Below are 17,938 nucleotides of genomic sequence, written 5' to 3'. Positions count from 1 at the left end.
GCGTGCCGGTGCCGCTGCATCAGGCCAAGGCCGAACCGTTCGAGACGCCGGGGCATCCGGTCCGGGTGCCGGAGCCGATGCGCGCGGGCCGGTGGATCCCGACCGACCTGCGGGCCGCCGAGCCGGTGGACGGGACGCGCGCGTGAGCGCCCAGGCGCTTCTGCGCGACCTGCCCGGACGGTCGGCGCGGTTGCTGCCGGGACGCGCCGACTGGCGGATCGTCCGGCGGTCGTGGGGCCGGGACCTGGTGGCCGGGTTGATCGTGGCGGTGGTGGCGCTGCCGCTGGCGCTGGCGTTCGGGATCAGTTCCGGGCTGGGCGCCCGCGCCGGGCTGGTCACCGCGGTGGTCGCCGGAGCACTGGCCGCGATCTTCGGCGGCAGCAACCTCCAGGTGTCCGGGCCGACCGGCGCGATGACGGTGGTGCTGGTGCCGATCGTGGCGAAGTACGGCGCCGAGGGCGTGCTGCTGGTCGGGCTGCTGGCCGGGCTGATCCTGATCGCGGCGGCGGTGGCGCGGGCGGGCCGGTTCGCGGCCTTCCTGCCCACCCCGGTGATCGAGGGTTTCACCGCCGGGATCGCCGTGGTGATCGCGTTGCAGCAGGTGCCCGCCGCGCTCGGGATCACCGGCGCGCACGCCGGGAAGGTGTGGCGGGTCGCCGCCGAGGCCGCCGCCCGGTTCGCCGCCCATCCCACCGCCGCCGCCCCGGTCATGGCGGTGGCCGTCGCGGCGCTGATGCTGGTCGGCGGACGGTGGCGGCCCGGCGTCCCGTTCTCGCTGGCCGGCGTCGCGATCGCCACCCTGGTCGCCGAGGCCGCCCGGCTGGACGTCGCGCGGATCGGCGCGCTGCCCGCCGGGCTGCCCGCTCCGTCGCTGGACTTCGTCGACCCCGGCGCGATCACCGCGCTGCTGCCGTCGGCGCTGGCCGTGGCGGCGCTGGCGGCGTTGGAGAGCCTGCTGTGCGCCACGGTCGCCGACGCGATGAGCGTCGGGGAAAAGCACGACCCCGACCGCGAGCTGTTCGGCCAGGGCGTCGCCAACCTCGCCGCGCCCGTGCTGGGCGGGGTGCCCGCCACCGCCGCGATCGCCCGCACCGCGGTCAGCGTCCGGGCCGGAGCCCGGTCCCGGCTGGCCGCCCTCACCCACGCGGGCGTGCTCGCCGTCATCGTGCTGGCCGCGGGCGGCCTGGTCGGCCGCATTCCGCTGGCGGCGCTGGCCGGAGTTCTGCTCGCCACGACCGTCCGCATGGTCGAGGTCGGGTCCCTGGCCGCTCTCGCCCGCGCCACCCGCCGCGACGGCGCGGTCCTCGTGCTGACCTTCACCGTCACCGTGGCGTTCGACCTGATCACGGCCGTGGCCGTCGGTGTCGCGGCGGCCATCGTGCTGGCGCTGCGCGACCTGGCCCGGACCGCGCGGCTCCGGCCCGTCCCCCTCGACGCGGGCGACCACACCGCCGAGGAACAGGCCCTGCTGGCCGAGCACATCGTGGCCTACCGGCTGGACGGCCCGCTGTTCTTCGCCGCCGCGCACCGCTTCCTGCTGGAGCTGTCGCAGATCTCGGACGTCCGCGTGGTCATCCTGCGGATGTCGCGCGTCACCACCCTGGACGCCACCGGCGCGAGCGTCCTCGGCGACGCCGTCACCCGCCTGGAACAGCGCGGCATCCTGGTCCTGCTCTCGGGCATCGACCCCGCCCACGACCAGGTGCTGACCACCCTCCGCACCGCCGAGCACCTCCGCCGCGACGGGCTGGTCTTCCCCGACACCCCCGCCGCCATCGCCCACGCCCGCGCCCACGTTCACGCCGCCGACGCGGGACTTTCGGCACTGCCGGTACGTCCGGCCCGCTCCTAGCGTCGGCCGGAGTTGTCGTTGCCGTCGATGGAGACCCCGAACTTTTCGGCGATTGATCGGATCAACCGTGTGGTCGAACCTCTGCCGCCCAGCGCGTAAGGGCCGACGAGGTGTGCGATCCTGTAGTCGCCTTTTTCGATCACGTACAGATGAACGGCCATCCGCGTCGCTCCGTGCCATTTGCTGTGCCCGGGAACGAACGCTCCAATTCTCAGCGACGGTGCGGTCTCGCCGACCGGGACGGGTTCTTCGGAAGGCGTGAAAAACTCGAGTCCGCCTTCGTCTCTGTTCACGAGTGCCGAACCCGCTCGCAGCAGCTTTCGGGCGGGGCCGTAACTCGCTCGCACGGCGTCTACGAAGACCTGGTCGCACCGCTGGACGGTCATGTCGGTCCGGAATTCGACGCGAACGCTGTTCACTCTGGCCACCGGCCTTCCCTTGCACCCGATCCGCTGGCAGGAGCGTACGCGGCACAGAGCGCCGTGGCCGCCAAGTCGCGGATTCGTTCATGGCCGCATCAGGCCTGTGATCAGAGTCAACAGGCTGGTATCAGCGTCGTTGCCGAAAAGCTGGGTCTATGCGTCTATCGGATTCTCTGACGCATTGCAGGCGATGTCCAGAAGCGGACAGTCCGGGTGAAGAATGTGCTTCGAAAGTATACTTGGCCATTCGGCGTCCTGTGGCCTTGTGTGGATGGACGCCCGACGTCACGTTCGGTTGACCACGGCGGCGGCGTGGCGGGAAAGCGGGCAAGGGTGGCTGAGCATCTTCTCATCGAACGCGCTTCGCGCGACTTCACGGTGCTGCGGGATGGGTACCGGGTCGGCGCGGATTTCGAGGTCACGGTCGACGAGGACGGTCGTCCCCGCTCCGCTTTGGGGCCGGAAGGCGCTCTCCACGTTCTGGTACTCGACGCGACGGCGTCAGTGCTGGACCTCGTCGAGGAATGCCGTCGAGAAGGTCCAGCCGGACGCTCGTTGAAAGAGCGGCGGCTCATCATCGCCTTGGTCGACCGAGGGCGCGAAATCCGAGGTTTCGTTCTTCCCGAGACCGCCGCGACCATTGTGCGTGAGATCGTGACGGGCGTACGCGGCGACTCTGAGCTTTTCGGGCCCGCCGAGGGGCGCGTCGGATCATCAGCGATCGAGTGCCCGGAGTGCCGCCGTGTCGGGCAATACGATGACGTGGAGCCGGGTGAGACGCGGTGCGGCTACTGCGGCGGCGTGCTGAGGCCGGTTTAGCCGGATGGGCGGGCTCGTCGACGGCGCCGCCGGGCTGCTGAGCCGCCGTCTGATCATCACCACCTGGATCCCGCTGTTCGTTTCCCTGGTGCTGCTGACCGTCCTCACGGCCGCAGGCGTCGGATGGTCGGCGATCGTCAGCGCCTGGCGCGCGGTGCCGGCGGATCTGCGGGTCATCGCCGGCCTCGCCGTGCTGGCCGCGACGACGATGCTCGCGCACATGATGAACGCCTTCCGTCCGCAACTCCTACGGATCTATGAGGGCTATTGGGCCGAACCGCTGATGCGCCGGTACGGACGGCGTCACGCGCTCGTCCACGCACGGCTCAAGGAGGACGCGGCGGATCCGTGGCCCGTGACGTATCCGCGCAGCGCTTCCCGGGTTCTGCCCACCAGACTCGGGAACATTTTGCGAGCGGCGGAGGAGCATCCCTTCCGTCAATATGGGATTCCGGCGGTTCTGGCCTGGCCGCGTCTCTATAACTCCCTTCCCGAAACCTTTCTGGTCGCGTTCGGCGCGGCGGCGGCCGATCTGGAGCTGATGATCACGATCAGCTTCCTCGGCATGGTCCTCGCATCCGTCGGGGCCGTGCTGTCCGCGTTCCTCCTTCCCTGGTACGTCGCGGCCCTGGTGCTGCTGGGCGGAGCAGGAGTCTTCTGGCTCGGGTACATCGCGGCCGTGCGGGCTGCGGTTCCTTACGCCAACCAGGTCCGTGCCGGGTTCGATGTCCATCGGTGGAAGCTGCTGGAGGCCATGGGCCTGCGATTGCCTACGAGCTACGCGGAAGAACGCGCGCAGTGGGGCCAGCTCCGCAAGCTCTGGGCCGGAGCCGGCCCGGACGCCGCTCAGCACGATGAGCTGCGCTATCCGAAGGACGAATCTTTCGTCTCCGAGCCGCCGCCCGAGCCCGGCCCGGTCCGGCCGCCTGAGCCGCGCCCCGTCTCGGAGCCCGTCGCTGAACAGCCGCCAGAGTCATCGTCCCTCGCGCCGTCCGCAGCGCCGCGGCCGGCGACGCGCACGAGAGTGCCGCACCCGGCGCGCGATCTGGCGATCGTCGTCGTGGCGGCGGCAGCGACCATCAGCGCGCTCACGGGCGCACGGGCGAGGCTCGACGACGATCCGGTTCACGCGTCACGACGGCTGCCCGCATTCCGCCAATTGACCGACGCCGATCTCGACCGGCCCGCGCGGAAGCTGCGCGGCCGTTACACGCTGACAGAAATCGCGCCCGGCAAAGAACTGGCCGCGCGGTCGCTGGGGCCCCCACTGCGCCCGGGGACGCTGGACAAGATGATCATCACGACGATCGGGATCGACGCCGGCGGTGAGGCGGTCGCCGCCGCCGGCTCGATCGTGACGCTTCGCTGGGCCTCCAAAGACTCCCCGTCCCGCATTCGGAGCGTCGACGGGGTGATCGTTCTGCGCCTCCTGCCGAGAGATCGCGCCGTCGTCGCCGCAATGCCGGCGGTCGCGGCCACCCTCCCCGCGACGGGCATCGTCCACGTCGCCCGGCCCTGAGAGGTCAAAGCAATGGCACGACGCATTCCACCGACCTCGTACGGTTACGTTCCTCCTCCGGAGGCGCGGGCATCCGGATGCCAATGCCCGGGCTGTGGATGGAGCGCCGAACCGGCCCCACGGCGCTGGTCCCGAGCGTGTCCGGAATGCGGCACGCGCGTGGACGCTGTTTTCGAGCAGCCGTGGGCGTACGATGCCGAAGGTGTCCGACTTCGACACGCCGTCGCGCACAGCGAAGACGAATACTCACGCGTGTACGCCCAGATGCAGCTTTCCGTTTGGAGCTACAAGGATGCGTACGGCAAGGGCGCCACGGACGAAGCAGCACGGCTTCGTCGCGGCTTCTCCCGATCCCTGTGGGAGTCGCTGGAAAGTCGCTCACGGGCCACGACCGCGTTCGGGCTCTACCGGCTCGTATCCTCGGCCGTCGAGATGGGTGATCTCCAGGGCGCGGCGGAAGAACTTCTCGATTGGCATCCGCTCCTGGACTTCCGTGCGCTCGAAGAGGACAACGCCCGCCGCACCGACGTCCGCAACTTCATCTCGGCATGCACGGCATTCCTCGGCCACGCCGGGTCGATCGGTTTTCCCCTCGAAATAGCGGTCGACGAGGCGATGATGGACGCGGTGGAGCGCGCAGAGAGCGTGCTGACCGTCGAGAACATCGAGAGCCTGAAAGGTGTCCGTCGCCGGCGCGCACGGACGTACGAGGCATCGCGGCTGGAACAGCGTGATCTCCTCCAGACGACGACCGAGAGCGACGAGGCCGGACTCTCCGACCACGTCCGCCGAACGGTCTCGCGGCGGGACCGCCCGCGCGGCGACGCCAGGTCGGCGTCGAAACGCGTCGGACGCGCCGAACACGTGATCGCGTCGGTGCGGAAGGGCGGCCCGCCGGACGCCCTCGCCGGGGTGATCGGCGATCTCGTCACCGTCCTGTCCGAGCCCGGCCTCGCACGGGCGGTGTGCTTGCGCGCCGCCACCGCGCTCGCCGACGCGGCGCTCGTCGTCAACCAGGTGCACGACGACCCGGCCGCCCTTCTCAGCGCCGCGGCGCGGCTCGACCAGTTCGCCGCGACCGCGGACGGCAGGCCGGTGCGCAGCCTCGCGCACATGCTGAAGGCTCGCGCGGCGATGGCCGCGCTCCGCGATCAGACCGCCGACGCCCACGCGCACATCGCAACCGCGGTCGCCGAATGGAACCGGGCCGCGGCCAATGCCGACGATCTGACCGAGGCGATGCTTCCCGAGATCCACTCCGCGCTCGCCCGGCTCCTCGTGTTCCAGAATCCCGACGAGATCGACACTGCGATCGAGAGCTGTCGTACCGGCCGTCGGCACGGTCTTCGGCGGTGGCGCGCAGCCACCGCCGCCGACACGACCTTGGCGCGACTTCTGGTGTGGCGCGCGCTCCGTCCGGACACCGCACCGGAAGATCGAGAAGCGATGGTCGACGAGGCGATTCGCCTCAGCCGAAGGCAGAGCCGCCCGTGGCACGCGGGCGGCGCACGGGCACGGCTCGCGCTCAACGAGGCGCTGTCCCTGCGCGACGCGCTGTCGGGCGGCGCCGACCAGAACAGGCGAGCGGCGGATTGGCGCAAGGCCGAGAGGCTGGCGGGCGGCGCGAGCACCGGTGACCGGCTCCGTGTCGCCGAGGCGTGGGTCGCCTGGTCGGTGGGAACCGGTGACGCCGACCTCATCGCGGAGGCATATGAGCGTCTCGTGTCCGCCGTCCCGCTGCACGCGGCCACCCGGTACCGGTCGGCCGCGAAGGACGAGGTCATCGCCGGCGCCCAGGAGCACACCGAGGAGGCCGGTTACTGGCTCAGCCGCGCGCGCCGCTACCGTGACGCGGTCGTCGCGCTGGAGACCGGACGCGCCGTCAAACTCAGCGAGATCACCGCGCGGGACCGGGCGAGCATGGTGGATCTGCTCACGCGGATCGGCGATCCGTCGCTGGCCGCGCGGCTCGCGAACGCGCTCGCGACGCTGGACGACGAGGAGCGGGGCGCCTCGGCGCCTTCCGGCTCGTCGACGCACCTCCAACAGGCCTGGGCCGACGTGACGGCCGCCGCCCGCGCCATCGCGACCGCGACCGGAACCGATCCGCTGGCCTTGGCCGTGGACTACGACGATGTCACCGCCGCCACGGCCGATGGAGCGGTGGTGTACATCGCCGCCGCGAAAGCCGGAGGTTACGCGCTGGTGGTCGCGAGCGGGCACGACCCGCAGTTCGTGGACCTGCCGCGTTTCGACCGGGCGACCATCGAACGACTGTTGGACGCGTTCCTTCCCCGTCAGGGCAAGAAGCCGCCGTCACCGGATCGGCGAGCCGCCGGGCTGAAGTGGTTGTGGGACAACGGCATGCGGGATCTGATGCTCGATCACGCTCGCGGGCGAGTGGTCACGCTCGTTCCGGTCGGGCTGCTCGGCCTCGTCCCCCTGCACGCCGCCGGTGATCCGGGGGACCCGGACGTCCTGCGGGAAGAATGGCGTCACGCGAGCCACTTCTCGGCGGTCCGGTACGCGCCGAACGCCCGCGCACTGCGCTGGGGACGCGAGACGGCGGACCACCTGTCGGGGCCGGAGCTCTCACTTTTCGCCGCGAGCGTGCAGCGCGGACACGGATCCCGTAGCCCGTTGTTCGCCGTCGTGGACGAGACGAACGACGTCGCCCGGACGTGGAAAGCGGGCACCACCACGCCTCATCACGAATGCACGTGGGCGGAGTTCCGGGAGAATGCGCCGGAGCACAACGTCTGGCATCTGGCCTGTCACGGCCGGGCGATCCCGGACGCGATCCTGGCCAGCACGCTTCACTTCAGCGACTCGGCGGTCACGCTTCGTCAGATGCTCGCCGATTTCGGGCTGGCGCCGCGGCGTTTGGCCGTCCTGTCGGCCTGCGAGTCGCACATGACGGGCATCGCCAACCCCAATGAGGCCATCGGGCTCCCGTCGGCGATGATCCAACTCGGCTTCGCCGGAGTCATCGCCGCGGCATGGCCGACGAGCGACCTCGCCACCGGCTACCTCATGGCCAGATTCCACCGCTATTGGCGGCAGGAGGGCGACGCACCCGTCATCGCCCTCACCCGCGCCCAACAGTGGCTCCGCCGTGCCACCCGATCAGAACTGACGGCATTGCTGCCCGGCCTGTCACCGATCTTGGAAATGTTCGCCGAGGAGGATGCGCGCCCGTTCGCCGACCCGGTCTACTGGGCGGCGTTCGCCTACACGGGCGTCTGAGCGCGCGCGTGGCTACCACGTATCCGGGCCGTTGACCTCCAGCCACCGCTTCCACTCGTACCCTTTCAACCTGGCGCTGGGCAGCCCGCGCTCACGCTTGAACATGATCGCCGCGTCGAGGACCGCAAGGGAGTCCGCCGTCCGGAAATCCGACCCCGCCAGCTCGACGATGAGGCAGCTCGCACCGTACGTTGCGAAGCCGCTGCGCTCGCCCTCGACAGCTCCGCTGAGCATCTCGGCGAGAGCCTTCGGATCATCGACGTACCCGGTGAACGGTGCGATGGACGTCTGGATTACTTCGGTCGAGTCGATGCCCGAACCCGGCGGGTCCATTTCGAACCGGCCCAGCAGTTCCAGGCGGCGCAGCAGGTCCGCGCGCGCCCGGGACGCCGACTTCCTCCTCGACCACCTCATGTGCAATCTCCTCCGGGAGCGATGCCCGTGACCGCATGCCCGTTTATTCGCCTAGCGCGATAACACTTCTGCCTGAAAGCGATCCGCTCGACCATGGCTCCCATACTTGCAGTCACTCGATGCAATCGGCGGTGATTCGGGGGTATCCGTCCGGTTGCGGTCCGCAGGACGCGTCGATCGGTTGAAGAGGGCACGCCGGAAAACGCTCACGAGAGATGTCCGTATAGCGGCACTGTCCGGGTGGAGGATGAAGTGAGAGGCGTAGCGGCGACCGCAGGTGTGTGCCTTCACGCCTGTGAAGGCACACACCGTTGGTCGGAGGGGACTAGCCGGCCGGGCGGCTCACCTGGAAGTCGTCGAAGTCCACGGTGACGGGGGCGTTCGTGGAGCTGGCGGACAGGTAGGCCAGCAGTCCCGCTCGGCCGGCTCCCTGGAGGGCGGTGGTCGAGTCGGTGACTGTTTGCAGCCAGGAGGTGGGCTCGGTGGTTCCGTCAGCCCATACCTTCGTCTTCAGCGTGGTCGGGGAGGTACCGGTCACCTGTAGGCGCAGGTGCAGTTTGGTTCCCGGGGTGTAGGTGAGGCCACTGATCGTCTGTAGCGGGCCCACGTTGGTTTCGACTCCTGCTGCGTCGGTGCGGCGCAACTGGACTGCCACGCCGCCGTCGGGCTTGAAGGTGAGGACCGACCGGTAGGTTCCGGCGCCCTCGACCTTGCGGCCCACCGCGGTGACGTAGACGCCGTTGCCGGTGGCGGGCTTGTCGATGCCGACCTTGACGGTGAGATCGGTGTCGGCGGCGATGACCCGGTTGGGGTAGGCGCTGCGGCCGGTGGCCGGTGCGGACAAGGTGATGTGGCCGGCGCCGTTGCTGACGCTGTAGTCGCCTGCGGGGCTCTGGACCCACCAGTCGCCGCCGGTGTCGGCGGCGCCCAGGCCGCCGCTGACGGTGCGCTCGAAGGAGTCGGTGGCCAGTACGGCGCCCTGTGCGGGAACGCCGAGGAAGTTCTGCACCACCCAGTTGGCGACGTTGTCGCCGGTGGCGTTGCCGTATTCACCGTCGGCCCGGTAATGCACGCCGAGCCAGATCCGGCTGAGCGCGTCTTCCTGTGCGGCGGAGCTGAACGAAGTGAACGAACGCGTGATCGGGCGGCCGTTGGCGTCCTTGGCGTAGGGGTCGTCGGTGGTGGCGGTCCAGGAGAAGGCGTCGCCGCCCACGTAGCGTTTGAGGACGCCCGCCCACGCGCCGGCGAAGGTGGCGTGTCCGGAGATGTAGGCCGGGAACGGCGGCGAGAACGACACTCCGGCGCCGTTCTTGGACTCGGGCACCCAGTTCGGGTCGTCGGGGAAGGTGGCCCGGATGGCGGTCTGCGGTCGCCACAGGTCGGTGTTGGTGTCGAACTTGACGTCCCAGGCCGAGATGGCGGCGTCGCTCATCGCCAGCGACACCAGCGCGAACAGCTTGGCGTTCTTCAGCTCGGTCTGTCCGGTCAGTTTGTCGGCGATGGTGATGGTCTGGTCGATCAGGTGCCCCGGCGGCTTGTAGGTACCGTCCAGGTCGTTGGCCCACCAGTGGGCCGCCAGTGTCTGGTCGGCGGTGCGGCTGGTGCTGTCGCGGCGTCCCTTTTCCCGGACTTCCTGGAGATGCTGCTTGTAGGTATCGGTTCCCAGCAGTTCGGTCACCGACTTGGACCGCTCGGGGAAGTTGGGCCGGAACTGGTTCGTGGTGATCATCGTGAACGGCTGCACCCCGCCCCAGTTCGGGGTGAGGGCCGCTCCCTCCGGCCCGGGAGTGGTCTGCTGCCAATCTCCGGGCCGGGTCCCCGGCGTGTACGGCGCGTTGTTGTCCGAGCCGTCGTGCGCCCGCGTCACGGCCATCACGGCCGCCGCCTTGACGCCGATCGAGGCGCCCTGGTCGCGCTGGTCCTGCGTGACGCCGGACGGAATGGTCGCCTGCGCGGTGCTCAGCTTGGCGTCGAAGTCGAATTGCGGGTAGCTGCTCTTGGGGTACAGCGTGCTCAGCACCCGGTACGCCGCATTGTCGATGGCGGTACTCGTATCCGGGCTCTGGCCTGCGGGGACGGGGATCCGGCCCAAGTACGGCTGGCCGATGCAGCCGCTCGTGCCCGCGCACGCGGCCGAGTTGGCCGCGTCGTAGATCGCGCCGTTCATCATGGCGGCGGTCCGCGCCAGCGGGCCCGGCGCGGCGTCCACCTTCGTCAGGCCGCGGTACACGTCGATCAGGACGCGGTTCCAATAGACGACATGGTCGGTGGTGGTGCCGCGCGCGATGCCGGGCGGAGCCGCCAGCGCGGCCACCACCGACGCCGTTCCGGCCGCGGCCACCAGTTTCCGGCGCGCGCCAAGGAGCCGAGATTTCAGGGAGACTAACATTGTTCCCTCTCTGTTGTGAAAGGCGACTCGGGTGAACAATCGAGAGTCGAAATCATGATGACGAGGAGTCAATGTTTCATTAAATGGCCGCGAGCAAGAAGCTGGGACGACATTTGTGCGAAGCGCCGCTTGCCGCGCAACGCCGTGTATGCCTAGCGGCGGGGAGGGCTTGCTGCGGACGACGATTGCGCGCGTGGTTTTCCACAGGCGCGGCGCGGGAGTGTACGCGGGGTCGCGCGGGTGGCACGCTTGCCGTGAGTTCTTCCAACGGAGGGAGATCGGCCATGCGGTGTGCCGCGGGAACGGGCCGGGCGAGGGCGCGAGCGTCGGGTCGGCGCGCATGACCGTCCGGCGCGTCATCGACGGCGGCACCGCGGGCTGGCACGCGGGGCGGGCGGCGGTGGCGCGGCATCTCGGCGCGCGGCTGGAGGAGTATCCGGGGCTGCCCCGGACGCTGCTCGAACTGCGCGTCCGGTGGGTCCTGCTGGTCGTCGTCGGGGTGGCGAACCTCGGCGGCGCGGTGGTCGTGCTGCTGTTCGCGGTGTTCGTCCTGCCCGATCCGCCGCTGCCGGACCGCGACCACGCGCGGCTGGTCAACACCGTCGCGTTCTTCGGTTATCCGCTGGTCGCCGCGCCGTTCGTGCTGGCGGCGGGGTTGCGGCTGTGGAAACCGGTGATCGCGCTCGTCCGGGAGGGGCGGGTCACCGACGCCGCGCAGGGGCGGGCCGTCCTGCTCGGCCCGCTGCGGCTCACCCTGCTCGTCGGCGGCCTGTGGACGCTCGGCGCCGCGGGCTGGGCGGTGCTCGACATCGCCCTGTTCGTCCCGGAACTCGCCGTCAAGACCGGGCTCACCTGCCTGCTCGGCGCCCTCACCACCTGCACGATCGTCTACCTGCTGTCCGAGCGGCTGCTGCGGCCGGCCGCCGCGCTCGTCCTGGCCGCCGGGCAGTCGCGCCGGATCCGGCTGCCGGGCGTCGTGACCCGCGCGATGCTCGCGTGGGCGCTCGGCACCGCCGTGCCGGTGTTCGGGCTGATCTGTGTCGGCGTGGCCGTGCTGTTCGGTCCGCCGATCAGTACGACGCAGCTGTCAATCACGATGATCGTGCTCGCCGGGACCGCCATCCTCGTCGGAATGTGCGTCACGCTCATCGCCATCAAGGCCGTCGCGGACCCCATCACGACGGTCCGGACGGGCATGGCGCGGGTCGAACGCGGCGACCTGGACGCGCGGATCGACGTCTACGACGCGAGCGAGGTCGGCCAGCTCCAGGCCGGCTTCAACCACATGGTGGCGGGCCTGCGGCAGCACGAACGGCTCCGCGACCTGTTCGGGCGGCACGTCGGCGAGCAGGTCGCCGACCTCGCGCTGGAGAGCGACGGCATCGAGCTCGGCGGGGAGGCGCGCGAGGTCGCCGTCCTGTTCGTGGACCTCACCGGCTCCACCCGGCTCGCGGCGACGCACAGTCCGGACGAGGTCGTGGAACTGCTCAACCGGTTCTTCGGCGTCGTGGTCGCCGCCGTCGGCGCGCACGGCGGATGGATCAACAAGTTCGAGGGCGACGCCGCGCTCGCGGTGTTCGGCGCGCCGCTCGAACTGGACGACGCGGCGGGCGGCGCGCTCGGCGCGGCCCGCGAACTGCACCGGCGGCTGCGCGCCGAGGTCCCCCAGCTCGACTTCGGCGTCGGCGTCTCCGCGGGCACCGTCGTCGCCGGGTACATCGGCGCGGAGCAGCGGTTCGAGTACACCGTCATCGGCGACCCGGTGAACGAGGGCGCGCGGCTCAGCGACCTGGCCAAGACGGTGCCGGGCCGGGTGCTCGCCGCCGGGCACCTGCTCGACCTGGCGCACCTCGCCGAGGCGGAGGCGTGGGAGTGCGGCCGGTCGGTCACCCTGCGCGGACGCACCCGTCCGACGCGTCTCGCCGCGCCCGTGCCCGACGGGGCGGAACCGCGGCGGGCGCGCGCCTGGGTGCCGAAACCGCGCGTCCCGCGGATGCTGCGGCGTCCGCCGGGAGAGGACGACGACGCCGAACCGCCTGATACACCCCGCTGAACAGTGCGCCACGAGGGGCCGGAAACAAATCTTTGCCCCCTCTTGTTCGGTGTGCGCCCGTTCTGGGCCCGCCGATGTGCCCGCCAGGTGATTACCTCACCCACGGGAGGACGGGTGATCGAACGGCGAGCATGGTCGATACGGCTGCGGCTGACGCTGCTGGCCACCCTTGTCTCGGCCCTCGTGTGCGGCGGAGTGGCCGCCCTGATCATCGCGACGGCCCGGCAGCACGACGAGGACCGTCGGCACGAGCGTGCCGTCGTGGCCGCGCTGCGCATCCAGTCCGAGGTCGAGCAGGACCATGTCGCCGCGCTCGCGGCCGGACGCCTCCCGCCCGCGCTGTTCCAGGTCGTGGACGCGGGCGGGCGCGTCGCCGCGTCCGGCGGCCTCATCAGGGGCGCGCCGCGCATCGCGTCGTTCGTGCCGCGCGACGGCGACGTCTACACCGCCCGCCGCCTGTGCCCGCCGGTCGGGATCCGCGGCTGCGTCGAGGTGGTGGCGTTCCGCGTCCGGCACGGCGGCGACCTGTGGACGGTCTACGTCGCCCACCTGCTGACCCCCTGGTACGTGCGTCCGCGGATCCCGCTGCTCGCCCTCGGCATCGCGGCGGTCATCGTCGGCGCGACGGCCTTCCTCACCTGGCGCACCGTCAACCGGACGCTCGCCCCCGTCGGCGCGATCCGCACCGAACTCGCCGAGATCACCGCGACGTCGTCCGGACGGCGCGTGCCCGTCCCGCACAACCACGACGAGATCCGGCTGCTCGCCGAGACCGTCAACGCCACCCTGGACCGGCTCGACGGCGCGCTGGAGAAGCAGCGGCGCTTCACCTCCGACGCGTCGCACGACCTGCGCAGCCCGATCACGGCGGCGCGGACGCAGGTCGAGGAGGCGCTGCTCGCCCCCGACGAGGTCGACTGGGTGGAGGTCGCGCACGGCGTCCTCAACAGCCTCGAACGACTCCAGGCGATCGTCACCGACCTGCTCGAACTCGCGCGCCTCGACGCGGGCAACGGCCCGAGCAAGGAGATCGTGGACCTCGCCGCGCTGGTCTCCATCGAACTCGGCCGCGCCGAGCGCACCAAGGAGGTCGTCCCGGACCTGGCGATGGACGTGACGGTGCGCGGCGAGCGGCTGCGGCTGTCCCGGCTGCTGACGAACCTCCTCGACAACGCCGAGCGGCACGCCGAGTCGCGCATCGACGTCCGGGTGCGCGCCGAGGGCGACACCGCGGTGCTGGAGGTCCAGGACGACGGGGACGGCATCGCGGAGAAGAACCGCGAGGTCGTGTTCGAGCGGTTCGCGCGGCTCAAGGCGTCGCGCGAGAAGGACGCCAACGGGACGGGTCTCGGCCTGCCGATCGCGCTGCAGATCGCGCGGGCCCACGGCGGGACGCTCCGCATCGAGGACAGCCCGAAGGGCGCCCGTTTCGTCCTGCGCCTCCCGAGGGCGGCGCGGCCCTGAGGGCGCCTGCGGGACCGCTGCGCGCGACGGGCGCGCGGCCCGGGACGGACGGCGGCGCGGGCGCTCCCCTCTCGCCCCGCGCCGGCCGGGCGGTCAGACCCGGTCGCCGGCCCCGGTGGACGCGCCCCACAGCCGCATCCACGCGGTCATCCGCGACTCCTTGACCCGGACGGGGACGCGCTGGAAGAACGGCCCCCCGCTCTCGGCCAGGATCGCGTCGTAGACGAACTCGGACGTGATGAAGCCGAGGTCGGCGCCGGTGCCGGCCATCTGCTTCTTGAGGACCGGCGCGTCGAGCATCCGCGCCGTCCGGATGATCGCGAGGCCGGACATGCCCTCGGTGTCGGGATAGATCTGGCCGATGTTCATCGCCACGCGGAGCTGGACGGCGAACGCGGCGCTGGACCGGTGGTTGTGGCGGCGCAGCGCGTCGGCCAGCATTGGCAGCAGCGGGCTGACCAGGGCGCGCGGCGGGATCTCGACCGGGACCACGATGAACGCGCCGTCGCCCCGGTCCTCGTGGTAGCAGGCCTCCCACGGGACGCCCGCCGCCGTGAAGCCCGCGCGCAGCATGTCGTACATGATGTGCCGCACGTGGTAGCGGTCCTCGTCGGTGCGGTGCGGGCCGCTGAACCCGGCGACGTCGGTGAAGAGGATCGCGCACATGCGCCCCGCCCAGCCCGACGGGTCGACCATCGCCCGCGCCGCCGCGCCGCCGTCCGGCGCGGCCGGGCCGGCCGTGGTCTCGACGACCATGTACCGCGCGGTCAGGCCGGGGACCACGTCGTCGGACGGCACGGCCGCGGGCGGCGCGACGGGCGGCGCGGCGTGCGGGCCGGTGTCGGACGGCGTGTTCGGGTCGTAGTGGTCGCCGAGCCGCCACTCGTCACCGGGCGCCGGGTAGGGACGGGTCGGCTCGCCGTCCTCCACCGGGTCCGGTAGCGCGAAGGGCCGCGTCGGGCCGTGCCCGGTGCTCGCGACGCACTCGTCGCCGAGCCGGTTGGCCGCCGGAAGCCCCGGGACGGGCCGCGTCGCGACGTGCACGTCGTCGCCGGAGTCGGGCAGCGCGACGCCGCCGGGGTGCTGGATCGTCAGTCGGACGCGGGTGAACTGTTCGGGCGTGGCCTCGCGGAGCCGCGCGTAGATCTGCCGTTCCAGCACGCCGTGCAGCCGCGCGTGGACGGAGAGGAACGCCGCGAACAGATCCGTCGGCACCCGGAGCATGCGCACCTGCTCCAGGGTGACGACGCCCGCCGATCGGGTGCGCCGTCCCAGTTCGGCACGTTCCCCGATCAGGCTTCCCGCGCCCCGGACGGCGAGGGTGCGGCGGCATCCGTCACGTTCCACCCACACCCGGACGCTGCCCCTGAGGATGACGAGCGCGTGGTCGGCGAGCGCGCCCTCCTCCCAGAGGACGCGGTCGGCGGGCAGGTCGACGTGGTCGGACAGCCTGGCCAGTTCGCGCCGCTCCTGGTCGGTGAGCGCGTCCCAGAACGTCGGTTCGGCGGCCCGGTCGTCCGGCGGCGGTGTCACGCCCCGCCGCGGGCGCTCCGACGTCACCATTGGGATCTCCATGTCGCGGGCCGCCGCGATGGGACGGTGCGAAAGTCAATGTTCATGTCGAGAACCCCTGTCTCGAAACGGTCACCGTCCGTTCCCTCCGTCCGCTGGTCCCCGGGCGTACGGGAAGGTGTGCCGGAATCGGCGACACATCACCTATGGCCTGTTCCGCGTTGACGCGGTTAGACTTGGTGAGTCCGCAGGCCGCGTTTTTCCTGGTCAGCGAGGTTCCGGCGATGGCGCTCGCCGTACTTTCCGCAGCCGGGTGAGAACGCTTCCTCGGCCTCCGCAGGAGCCGTCCTCCGCCCGTTCCTTGATCCGCCGGACCGTGAAATCGGTGATCAAGGGAGGGATCGGGGGGCGGCTCTTTCGCATGTTGCGCGGGGTGTGTGGTTCGGGGGGTGATCGTCTTCGGTACTCCTATCCGGCCAGTTCGACTTAAGGACGGCCTGGGTCTCTCCAGTCTGGCCTTCAGACTACCAGCAGATTGACTCCCAGCATACCGTTGGCTGCTATTCTGCTAGGTGTCATCCTTCCTCATGGAGGTCGGCTACCCAGCTCCCTGCGAGGTTTAAACCATGTGTTCGCCATCGTGGCGCCGGGCCTGTGGGTCGATGGCCCGTGATCGCGGGCCCCCGCACCAGTCGGAATGACGCCCTCAAACCCGACAGCACGCACGATGGCAGGTGGCAGTCGACCAGTTGGCATCGCGGCGTTCTTCCACTACCTGGAGTAACGATCCACAATGGCGACTGACCAGGGGCCTGTGGTCCAGAGCGCGCAGCTGCGCACGGAACTCGTCCAGCTCCGCAAGGAGAAGGGGCTCACGCAGGAGCAGGTCGCGCACGAACTCGACTGGAGCACGTCCAAGATCATCCGTATCGAGGGAGGCAGGAACGCGATCTCGCGCACCGATCTCCAGGCTCTGCTCCTCAAGTACAACGTGACGTCCGAGAGCAGACAGGAGAGGTTGCAGTCCCTGGCCAGGGGCGCGCGGGAACCGGCATGGTGGGCTCCCTACCGGGGCGACTTCTCGGACACCTACATGAGCTTCGTCGGCTATGAGGCGGGGGCCGCGGTCATCCGGCACTTCCAGGGGTCGATCATTCCCGGGCTGCTTCAGACGCCCGAGTACGCCGAGGTGATCGCGTCCGGCGTCGTCGGCCCGGTGCGGGTCGGCACGGTCGTCAAGATGCGGATGGAACGGCAGCGCCGCATGGCCGACCGCGAGAACCCGCCGCGCCGCTTCTTCGTCCTCGACGAGGCGACGATCCGCCGCCATGTCGGCATCATGGTCGACCCGGAGATCATGCCGCGGCAGCTCCGGAAGATCGCCGACGACGCGGAGGCCGACGATCGGCTGACCGTCCGGATCGTTCCCTTCTCGATCGGCTCGCACAAGGGAGTGGAGAGCACGTTCACGCTCCTGGAGTTCGATTCGAGTCTGAGCGACGTCCTCTATCTGGAGGGCGGTCGGGCGGCGAGCGCCCTGTTCGTCGGCGACGAGGACCGGTCCGGCGACTACCGGGATGCTTTCGAGGAACTCCTCGAGCAGTCGCTCACCGCAGAGCGTTCCATTGCGTTGTTGCGCGAGGTGGCCGACCAGCTCATGGGCTGATCGCGCGCCTCGACCCGTAGGGAGGTGAAAACCCCGACCAGCCCCAAAAGCCGCTCGGCAGCATAGCGACGAACTGATCTTGTGGTGGGCCATAGGCGGGAGAACCTCGACCGCCTACACTCGTGGACGAGAAATCATCCACAAGGTCGTGGTTTGCTGCGCCCTGTCTGACGCCGACCTTGTGGACGATGGTCACTCGGTCGCCGTGTCGGCGGGGCCAGCCCGCCATCGACGGATGGAGGGTCGCCGAATGGCCGAACAGAGCAGAGACGTTTCCGGGCTTGCCTGGCGCAAGTCCACCTGGAGCAGTGATGCCGATTGCGTCGAGGCCGCGCGGTGCGAGGCTTCGGTTCTGGTGCGTGATTCACGGAATGTCCTCGGCGGCGTTCTTGAGGTCTCCGTCCCGCAGTGGCGTGATCTGCTGCGATCCCTTCGCGGTGCGTGACCGTGTGATCAAGGCCGTCGCTCCGGCTCGTCCGGCCGCCTTCGGTTCGCGGTGACGGTTCCGCTTCCGGCCGACGAGCCTCCCGCCACGTGGACGACCGGGGGTCCCGGTGTCTTCCGGACCCCCGGCGCGCGCGA

The 17,938-nt window shown here is 70.5% G+C and carries 13 protein-coding genes; 9 read left to right on the top strand and 4 right to left on the bottom strand.

The annotated features are described in order from the left end of the window. Positions 1-8 precede the first annotated feature (8 nt). Both GQ466_RS12690 and GQ466_RS12685 read left to right on the top strand, forming a co-directional pair. A complete protein-coding gene (locus GQ466_RS12690) occupies positions 9-146 on the top strand; it encodes a hypothetical protein (protein WP_161103057.1) in 138 nt (45 codons plus the stop codon). Continuing rightward, positions 143-1,852 carry a SulP family inorganic anion transporter gene (locus GQ466_RS12685; RefSeq protein WP_161103056.1) on the top strand — a complete coding sequence of 570 codons (1,710 nt, stop codon included), beginning with the start codon at positions 143-145 and terminating at the stop codon, positions 1,850-1,852. The genes GQ466_RS12690 and GQ466_RS12685 overlap by 4 nt, the downstream gene beginning before the upstream one ends. Here GQ466_RS12685 and GQ466_RS12680 read toward each other — a convergent pair. Then, positions 1,849-2,280 carry a hypothetical protein gene (locus GQ466_RS12680; RefSeq protein ID WP_161103055.1) on the bottom strand — a complete coding sequence of 144 codons (432 nt, stop codon included), beginning with the start codon at positions 2,278-2,280 and terminating at the stop codon, positions 1,849-1,851. The genes GQ466_RS12685 and GQ466_RS12680 overlap by 4 nt on opposite strands. Positions 2,281-2,607: 327 nt before the next feature. Between GQ466_RS12680 and GQ466_RS12675 the strand changes: the two genes are divergently transcribed. From GQ466_RS12675 to GQ466_RS32750, 3 genes are all read left to right on the top strand, one after another. Beyond that, positions 2,608-3,093, top strand: a complete 486-nt coding sequence (locus tag GQ466_RS12675) for a hypothetical protein (RefSeq protein WP_161103054.1) — start codon at positions 2,608-2,610, stop codon at positions 3,091-3,093. Positions 3,094-3,097: 4 nt separating this feature from the next. After that, entirely contained in the window at positions 3,098-4,612 is a 1,515-nt protein-coding gene (locus GQ466_RS12670) for a hypothetical protein (protein ID WP_161103053.1), read from the top strand. 159 nt (positions 4,613-4,771) lie between these two features. After that, positions 4,772-7,858, top strand: a complete 3,087-nt coding sequence (locus GQ466_RS32750; protein WP_161103052.1) for a CHAT domain-containing protein — start codon at positions 4,772-4,774, stop codon at positions 7,856-7,858. Positions 7,859-7,870: 12 nt separating this feature from the next. Here the strand turns inward: GQ466_RS32750 and GQ466_RS12660 are convergent, their stop codons facing one another. Both GQ466_RS12660 and GQ466_RS12655 read right to left on the bottom strand, forming a co-directional pair. Continuing rightward, positions 7,871-8,272, bottom strand: coding sequence for a hypothetical protein (locus tag GQ466_RS12660; protein WP_161103051.1), 402 nt, complete (start codon positions 8,270-8,272; stop codon positions 7,871-7,873). Positions 8,273-8,597: 325 nt separating this feature from the next. Beyond that, complete coding sequence (locus GQ466_RS12655; protein WP_161103050.1) at positions 8,598-10,661, bottom strand: vanadium-dependent haloperoxidase; 2,064 nt, start codon at positions 10,659-10,661, stop codon at positions 8,598-8,600. Positions 10,662-10,950: 289 nt separating this feature from the next. Between GQ466_RS12655 and GQ466_RS12650 the strand changes: the two genes are divergently transcribed. Continuing rightward, positions 10,951-12,714: an adenylate/guanylate cyclase domain-containing protein gene (locus GQ466_RS12650; protein WP_337193442.1), complete on the top strand. Its 1,764-nt coding sequence runs from the start codon at positions 10,951-10,953 to the stop codon at positions 12,712-12,714. A 114-nt stretch (positions 12,715-12,828) separates the two neighbouring features. Then, complete coding sequence (locus GQ466_RS12645; RefSeq protein WP_337193441.1) at positions 12,829-14,178, top strand: sensor histidine kinase; 1,350 nt, start codon at positions 12,829-12,831, stop codon at positions 14,176-14,178. 93 nt (positions 14,179-14,271) lie between these two features. Here GQ466_RS12645 and GQ466_RS12640 read toward each other — a convergent pair whose 3' ends face one another. Next, the gene (locus GQ466_RS12640; protein WP_161103049.1) at positions 14,272-15,741 is read right to left on the bottom strand and encodes a Crp/Fnr family transcriptional regulator; all 1,470 of its coding nucleotides are present in this window, start codon (positions 15,739-15,741) and stop codon (positions 14,272-14,274) included. A gap of 742 nt (positions 15,742-16,483) precedes the next feature. On the opposite strand from GQ466_RS12640, the gene GQ466_RS12635 reads away from it, so the two are divergent. Both GQ466_RS12635 and GQ466_RS12630 read left to right on the top strand, forming a co-directional pair. Beyond that, positions 16,484-17,356 carry a helix-turn-helix domain-containing protein gene (locus GQ466_RS12635; RefSeq protein WP_161103048.1) on the top strand — a complete coding sequence of 291 codons (873 nt, stop codon included), beginning with the start codon at positions 16,484-16,486 and terminating at the stop codon, positions 17,354-17,356. 250 nt (positions 17,357-17,606) lie between these two features. Then, on the top strand, positions 17,607-17,801 hold the full coding sequence (locus GQ466_RS12630) for a DUF397 domain-containing protein (protein ID WP_161103047.1): 195 nt from the start codon (positions 17,607-17,609) through the stop codon (positions 17,799-17,801). Positions 17,802-17,938 lie beyond the last annotated feature (137 nt).

This window comes from Actinomadura rayongensis (assembly GCF_009831215.1).
Classification (GTDB): domain Bacteria; phylum Actinomycetota; class Actinomycetes; order Streptosporangiales; family Streptosporangiaceae; genus Spirillospora; species Spirillospora rayongensis.
The sequence above is the reverse complement of the archived record's forward strand: the minus strand, read 5'-3'. Positions and strand labels throughout refer to the sequence as shown.